This is a genomic window from Streptomyces sp. NPDC059900, assembly GCF_050270335.1.
GTDB lineage: Bacteria > Actinomycetota > Actinomycetes > Streptomycetales > Streptomycetaceae > Streptomyces.
Genome location: NZ_JBNNJZ010000497.1, coordinates 1 through 6,137, shown reverse-complemented (window position 1 = coordinate 6,137; position 6,137 = coordinate 1). Strand labels below are relative to the sequence as shown.

Below are 6,137 nucleotides of genomic sequence, written 5' to 3'. Positions count from 1 at the left end.
GCTCTGTCTTGTTCTCGCCGACGGGGACGCGTAGTTCGTTCGCGTACACGATCTTCTCGGCCTGGTACGAGCAGGCGTACAGGAGCCCGGTGGTGGCGGCGACGAGTATGAAGGGGGCGATGAGCACCCCGGCGTAGAAGTGCAGGCGCAGCACGAGCGGACGCAGCGACGCCCATCCGGACCGTCCTGCGGAGGGCGGGGCCCCCTGGGTCTCCTGCCCCTCGTCCGGGGCCAGGAGTGTGGGTTCGGCGGACATGAGCTGCTCTCCCGGGTGAAAGGTGGCGCGAATTGGCCGTTGGGGCCGGTGCAGGAGTCGGCCGGAGGTGCGGAAGAGTTCCCGCCGTATCGCGGGGATTGTGTGACGCGCGCCACACCGGCGCGTGCGGGGGTCGGCGTTGCCGCGAGGACCGCCCGCCGCGGGGCCGGGCGCGCGGCGATTGGCGTGCCCGCGCCCTTCACCGGTGCCGGGGGCGGGACTAGCGTCGGGAGACCGGGAATCCCCGGGGCCGGCAAACGCCGGGACCGGGCCCCTCAAGACTCCGTTGGAGACGCGATGCTCCAGACACGCGAGTTGTTCGACAGCCTTGCTTCTCGCGCCGACCACCTCGACAACCAGACCCTGGCCACCGCCGCCGACGCCCTCGCCCTGTGCGAACAGGCCGTCACCGCCTGCGCGGTCGGCATGCTCGCCGAGAAGGAGGCCGATGAGTTGCGGGCCGCCGTCAACCGCGACCTGAACTGTGCCGACGTGGCCTCCGCCACCCGCCGCGTCCTGACGCGCGGCACCGACGCCGATCACGGGCTGCTGGCGGCGCAGTTGCAGGCCTGCGTGATGGCCTGCGACGACAGCCACCAGCTGTGCGCGCAGCATGCGGCACAGCACGAGCACTGCCGCCTCTGCTCGGAGGCCACCGAACGCGCGGCGTCCGCCTGCCGCGAGGTCATGCGGAGCCTGCGGGCCTAGCCGGGGCGAGCCGGGCTTTCTGGTGCCTCCCGGCCCGGTTCGCTCCGCGGACGCCGATCCGGCAAACTGCCCGGATGGACTATGAGTTCTGGAACGACATCCACCAGCGCGGCGGCATCCCCGCGGTCAAGAGCGCCCTGGAGGAGCTGGCGGAGCGCTCGTCGGCGCAGGACGTGGACGCCGCGATGGATCTGGCCTGCCAGGTCATCGCCGACGATACCGCCCGCCTCCAGGCCCGCGCGGATCAGGCCGAGGCCAGACTGCGGATGCTGACCGACGAGGCGCGCGAGGTGGGGCGGCAGGTCGACGCGCACGCCGCGGAGGAGTCCGCCCCGGCACCGCGTGAGTGATCCTCAGCGGCGGACAAGGCGAGCGTGGGTGGCCGTCGCGGAGCTGATCAGCTCGGTCACCCGGTAGCCGTCGATGCCGTCGGCCACGTTGTCCAGCAGCCGCTCGCCCCTGCCGACGAGCAGCGGGACGACGACCAGGTGCAGTTCGTCGATCAGCCGGGCGCGCAGGAACTGCTGCACGGTGGCCGCACCCCCTCCGATGCGTACGTCCCGGCCGTCCGCCGCCTCGAAGGCCCGGCCGAGGACCGTCTCGACGGGCTCGTCGGTGAAGTGGAAGGCGGTCCCGCCCTCCATGGTCAGCGAGGGCCGCAGGTGGTGGGTGAGCACGAACACGTCGTGGTGGTAGGGCGGGTTCTCTCCCCAGTAGCCCCGCCACGACTCGTCCTGCCACGGTCCGCGCTGCGGTCCGAACATGTTGCGGCCCATGATGGTGGCGCCGATGTTCTGCTCGCTGCGCTCGATCTGCTCGACGTCGATCCCCGTCTTGCCCTCGGCGCGGTCGCGCATCGCGGCGACCATCCAGTCGTGCAGTCCTTCGATGTTGTCCCCGAAGGGTTCGTCCAGGCGCTGGTGGGGTCCGGCGGCGAAGCCGTCCAGCGAGACGGTGACGTTGTGCACGCGTACCTTCGGCATGACTGCTCCTCATCGGTGTCCTGCTGCGCGTCCTGCTCTGCATCATTGCGTCGAACGGACCACGGCAGGATCGACACGCGCACGGCAGGAACAGCAGGACCGGCAGGAACCGGCCGGATGTCCGGCGGACGCCGTGCCGGTCAGATCCCGAGGACGGCCTTCGCCGTCATGAAGTAGATGACCAGACCCGTCGCGTCGACCAGCGTGGTGACCATCGGAGCCGACACCACCGCCGGGTCGATCCGCAGCCGTCTGGCCAGCAACGGCATCGTGCCGCCGATGGTCGCCGCCCAGCCGCAGATGACCACCAGGGTGATCCCGACGACCAGGGCGATCTTGGCGCTGACGAACACCGCGCCCACCACCACGCCGAGGACCGCGAGCAGCGAGCCCAGGACCAGACCGACCCGGCACTCCCGCCATATGACCTTGAGCAGGTCCGATCCGCGCACTTCGCCGACGGCCAGGGCGCGCACGCAGGCGGTCGCGGCCTGGGCCCCGGCGTTGCCGCCCGCGCCGATGAGCATCGGGATGAACATCGCCAGCTGCGCGGCCTTCTCCAGGGTGCCCTCGAAGGACTGCGTCACGCTGACGGTCAGCGTCGCCGCGACGAGCAGCAGGCTCAGCCACAGCGCCCGGTAGCGCGCGAGCTGCCACACCGTCGCGGCCATATAGTGCCCGGCCCAGGGTGCGGCTCCCGCCTGCCGGGCCACGTCCTCGGTGTCGGCCGCCTCGATGACTTCGAGCGCGTCATCAATGGTGAGCAGGCCGACGAGGCGGTTCTCGCCGTCGACGACCGGCAGATTCAGGTCGTTGGTCTCGCGCATCAGGCGGGCCGCCCGCTCGGCCGAGTCGGTGGCGGACACGGACGCCGGTTCGGTGACGACCAGCGCCGAGACCATGGTCTGCGGCGGGCTGAGCACCAGTTCGCGCAGCTCCGCGATGCCGGTCAGGCGCCGGCCTTCGTCCACCACGGGCAGCGTGTAGACCGTCTCGGCCCGACCGCCCTCCTCCCGTACGACCTCCAGCGCCTGTTGCACGGTGAGGTCCTGACCGAGCGCGACGACCTCGGGGGTCATGTAGCGGCCGACGGAGCCCTCCGGGTAGCCGAGGAGGGCGGAGGTCATCCGCCGCTCGTTCGGGCTCAGTCCGGCCAGGACCCGCTTGGCGACTTTGGCCGGTGCCTCGCGCAGCATCCGCGCCCGGTCGTCGGGGTCCATGCCCTCGACGAGCTCCCGGAAGGTGTGATCGCGCAGTCCTTCCAGGATCTGCTGCTGGTCGACCGGCTCCAGTTCCTCGAAGACGGCCAGGGCCCGGTCCTTGTCCAGGAGCCGGAACGCCATGCCGGCGTCGGCCGTGTCCATCCGGCCGAGTTCGTCGGCGATCACATGCGGCGGGTTGGTCTCCAACCACTCCAGGGCGGCGTGCAGTTGATGGCTTTTGACTATGTCCTGCAACGACTCGGGGAGATCCGGATGCAGCTCTTCGGTCAGGTTCGTCTGAGGCATGGGCCAGGTCCTCGGCACGACGGTGAGACACAACACGGGCGCCCGGGGACGGAGCGCGCCGCTGAAGGCTACACGGCCCGGCGAAGGCACCGGAGTCATACCTCCTGGCCGCTCACCGCCCCTGCTCCCGCGCCAGGACGGACTCGATGCCGTGCCGTCGCTTCCCCATGACCTGACGGCAGTTGGCCGCCTCGGCGGCCGGGCCGAAGAGATCGGCGGAACGCCGCGCCGCCACCGCAGCCGCGGTGTCGGCGGCCACGAGGTCGGCGTTGATCGCTGTCGCCGCCGTCATCCCCGAGGCCGCGGCCACCATGACTCCGGCCGTGAGGTCGGTGACGTTCCCCGCGGCCCACACGCCTTCGGCGCCGGTGAACCCGGTCGCGTCCGACGCCACGTAACTGCCCATGCCCATCGGATGGTCGACGCGCTCGAGGCCGAGCGCGGCCGGCACGGTGCCGCGCGCCTCGAAGCGCGGCGCGACGGCCAGCGCCCGTACCGGAATAAGCTGGCCCGAGGCCAGCCGCACGCCGGAGAGGCGGTCGCCCGCGACGTCGAGGCCGGTCACCTCGCCGTCGACCACCGCGATGTCACGGGCGGCCAGTTGCTCCCACTGCTCGTCGCTCAGCTCGCCCGCGGTGTGCAGGAACAGCGTCACCCGCGCCGACCACTGCCGGAACAGCAGCGCCTGGTGTACGGCCGCGGGTCCGGTGGCCAGGATGCCGATGGGCTCGTCGCGCACCTCCCAGCCATGGCAGTACGGGCAGTGCAGGACGTCGCGGCCCCACCGCTCGCGGACGCCGGGGATGCCGGGCAGCTCGTCGACCAGCCCCGTCGTCACCAGCAGGCGCCGCGCGCCCTGGCTGCGGCCGCCCGCGGTGTCCACCACGAAGCGCCCGCCCGCCCGGCGGACTCCCGTGACCCGGTCCGACACGATCCGCCCGCCATAGCCGGCGATCTCGTCGCGGCCGATCCGCAGGAGCTCGCCCGGCGCGAGGCCCTCGCGGGACAGGAACCCGTGCACCCCCTCGGCGGGGGCGTTGCGCGGCTCCCCGGAGTCGACCACCAGGACCGAACGCCGGGCCCTGGCCAGGGTCAGCGCCGCCGAAAGCCCGGCGGCGCCGCCCCCGATGACCAGCACGTCCACGTCCACGTCCGCGTTCGGGTTCACGTCGGCAGCGATGTCTCGCTCGTTGTTCTCAGTCATGCGGACACCGTGCGCCCGGCATGACCGGAGCGGCAATCTTTCTTGCGGTTTCAGCAAGAACCCCGGGGATGGGCCCTGCAGCTCTGCTGCGTCATCGCACCTGCTCCTCGTACGTGTCTATGCCGATGAAGGACTGGATGGCGGTGGCCGCGGCCCCGCGCGCCCACTCCTCGAAGGGCAGCGGACGTGTCATCACCTCGCAATGGGCGGCCGTGCCGAAGGCGGACGCGGTGAACGCGTCGCGGATCTGCTCGGCGAACAGGTCGTACGCCGCCAGGCCTTCGCCGGAGATGATCACTCGTTGCGGTCCGAGGACGTTGGCGACGGCCCCGATGGCGCGGCCGATCGCCTCCCCGGCGCGTGCGTAGGCCTCGCGGGCGCCGGGATCGCCCCGGTGCGCCAGGTCCAGGGCCGCGGCGGAGTCGGCGACGGGCGTGCCGGTCACCTCGCGCACCCGGCGGATGATGGCCGCGTCGCCGGCGATCGCCTCCACGCAGCCGGTGTTGCCGCAGTGGCACGCCGGGCCCAGCAGGTCGATCGGCAGATGGCCGATCTCACCGGCGACGCCGTGCGCGCCGGAGACCACCTTGCCGTGCACCACGAGCCCGCAGCCGATGCCCGCGCCGACGGTCACCAGGGCGAAGTCGGAGATGCCCGCCCCGGCACCGAACCACTGCTCGGCCACGGTCAGCGCGCGGACGTCGTTGTCGACGGTGACGGGCAACCCGCTGACGGCACCGGCCAGTTCGGCCAGCGGTACGTCGCGCCAGTCCAGGAAGGGCGAGTAGCGCACGATCCCGGCGGCGCGGTCCACGTCGCCGGCGACGGCGATGCCGAGCCCGCGTACCTCGACGCCGAACCCCTCGGCCTCCGTGAGGAGTTCCCGGGCGAGTCCGGAGATCGAGGCGAGCACCGCTCCGGGCCCGCGGTCGGCGACCGGGAGATGGCGGGCGACGCGGATGCGGCAGCACAGGTCGGCGAGGACCGCGATGATCTCGTCGCCGGTCACCTTGACCCCGATGAACAGCGCCCGCCCGCCGTCGACCCGCACCAGGGTGGCGGGCCGCCCGAGGGCAGGCCGCGCCTCCTCGTCGGCTCCCTCGACGAGGTAGCCGGCCGCCATCAGCGGCCGGACCGCCTTGGTGACCGCGGCCGGGGAGAGCGCGGTCCGCCGGGAGATCTCGGTCCGAGTGAGGGGGCCGTGGGAGAGAACCGTGGTGAAGACCCGGGAGGCGGCAGGTGTGGGTGCCGGGACCACGGCGATCGGAGGGGGCGTCGAGCGCATGGCCGGAACGTAGGGGGTGTTCTTTTCCTCTGTCAATGAAAGAAGCAGGAACCTTCCAAGAAGCACGATCAGCGAGCCCGGAGCTTTCAAATAGGCGCTAGTAACGGGGTGTTGACAGCTGATCCAAGGGAGTGTTGGCTGCCGCATGTTCTCAAGGCGCCATCTGAACGTGAGGATCCATGTCCGTGATCTC

Annotated in this window: 7 protein-coding genes; 2 read left to right on the top strand and 5 right to left on the bottom strand. The window is 71.7% G+C overall.

The features are described 5' to 3' along the window. Positions 1-256: PepSY-associated TM helix domain-containing protein (locus ACQKIP_RS37230; protein ID WP_427745151.1), on the bottom strand; the 256-nt coding region annotated here is incomplete at its 3' end. 297 nt (positions 257-553) lie between these two features. Between ACQKIP_RS37230 and ACQKIP_RS37225 the strand changes: the two genes are divergently transcribed. Next, positions 554-964: a hypothetical protein gene (locus tag ACQKIP_RS37225; RefSeq protein WP_365854122.1), complete on the top strand. Its 411-nt coding sequence runs from the start codon at positions 554-556 to the stop codon at positions 962-964. Positions 965-1,038: 74 nt separating this feature from the next. Then, the gene (locus ACQKIP_RS37220) at positions 1,039-1,314 is read left to right on the top strand and encodes a hypothetical protein (protein ID WP_365854124.1); all 276 of its coding nucleotides are present in this window, start codon (positions 1,039-1,041) and stop codon (positions 1,312-1,314) included. Positions 1,315-1,317: 3 nt separating this feature from the next. On the opposite strand, the gene ACQKIP_RS37215 is transcribed toward ACQKIP_RS37220, so the two are convergent. The 4 genes from ACQKIP_RS37215 to ACQKIP_RS37200 all read right to left on the bottom strand — a co-directional run bounded on the left by ACQKIP_RS37215 (position 1,318) and on the right by ACQKIP_RS37200 (position 5,944). Next, entirely contained in the window at positions 1,318-1,947 is a 630-nt protein-coding gene (locus ACQKIP_RS37215; RefSeq protein WP_365854126.1) for a dihydrofolate reductase family protein, read from the bottom strand. Positions 1,948-2,087: 140 nt separating this feature from the next. Further along, positions 2,088-3,455, bottom strand: a complete 1,368-nt coding sequence (gene mgtE, locus ACQKIP_RS37210; protein WP_365854128.1) for a magnesium transporter — start codon at positions 3,453-3,455, stop codon at positions 2,088-2,090. 112 nt (positions 3,456-3,567) lie between these two features. Next, on the bottom strand, positions 3,568-4,659 hold the full coding sequence (locus ACQKIP_RS37205; protein ID WP_365854130.1) for an NAD(P)/FAD-dependent oxidoreductase: 1,092 nt from the start codon (positions 4,657-4,659) through the stop codon (positions 3,568-3,570). Between the two features lie 91 nt (positions 4,660-4,750). Then, a complete protein-coding gene (locus tag ACQKIP_RS37200; protein WP_365854132.1) occupies positions 4,751-5,944 on the bottom strand; it encodes an ROK family transcriptional regulator in 1,194 nt (397 codons plus the stop codon). Positions 5,945-6,137: the final 193 nt, after the last annotated feature.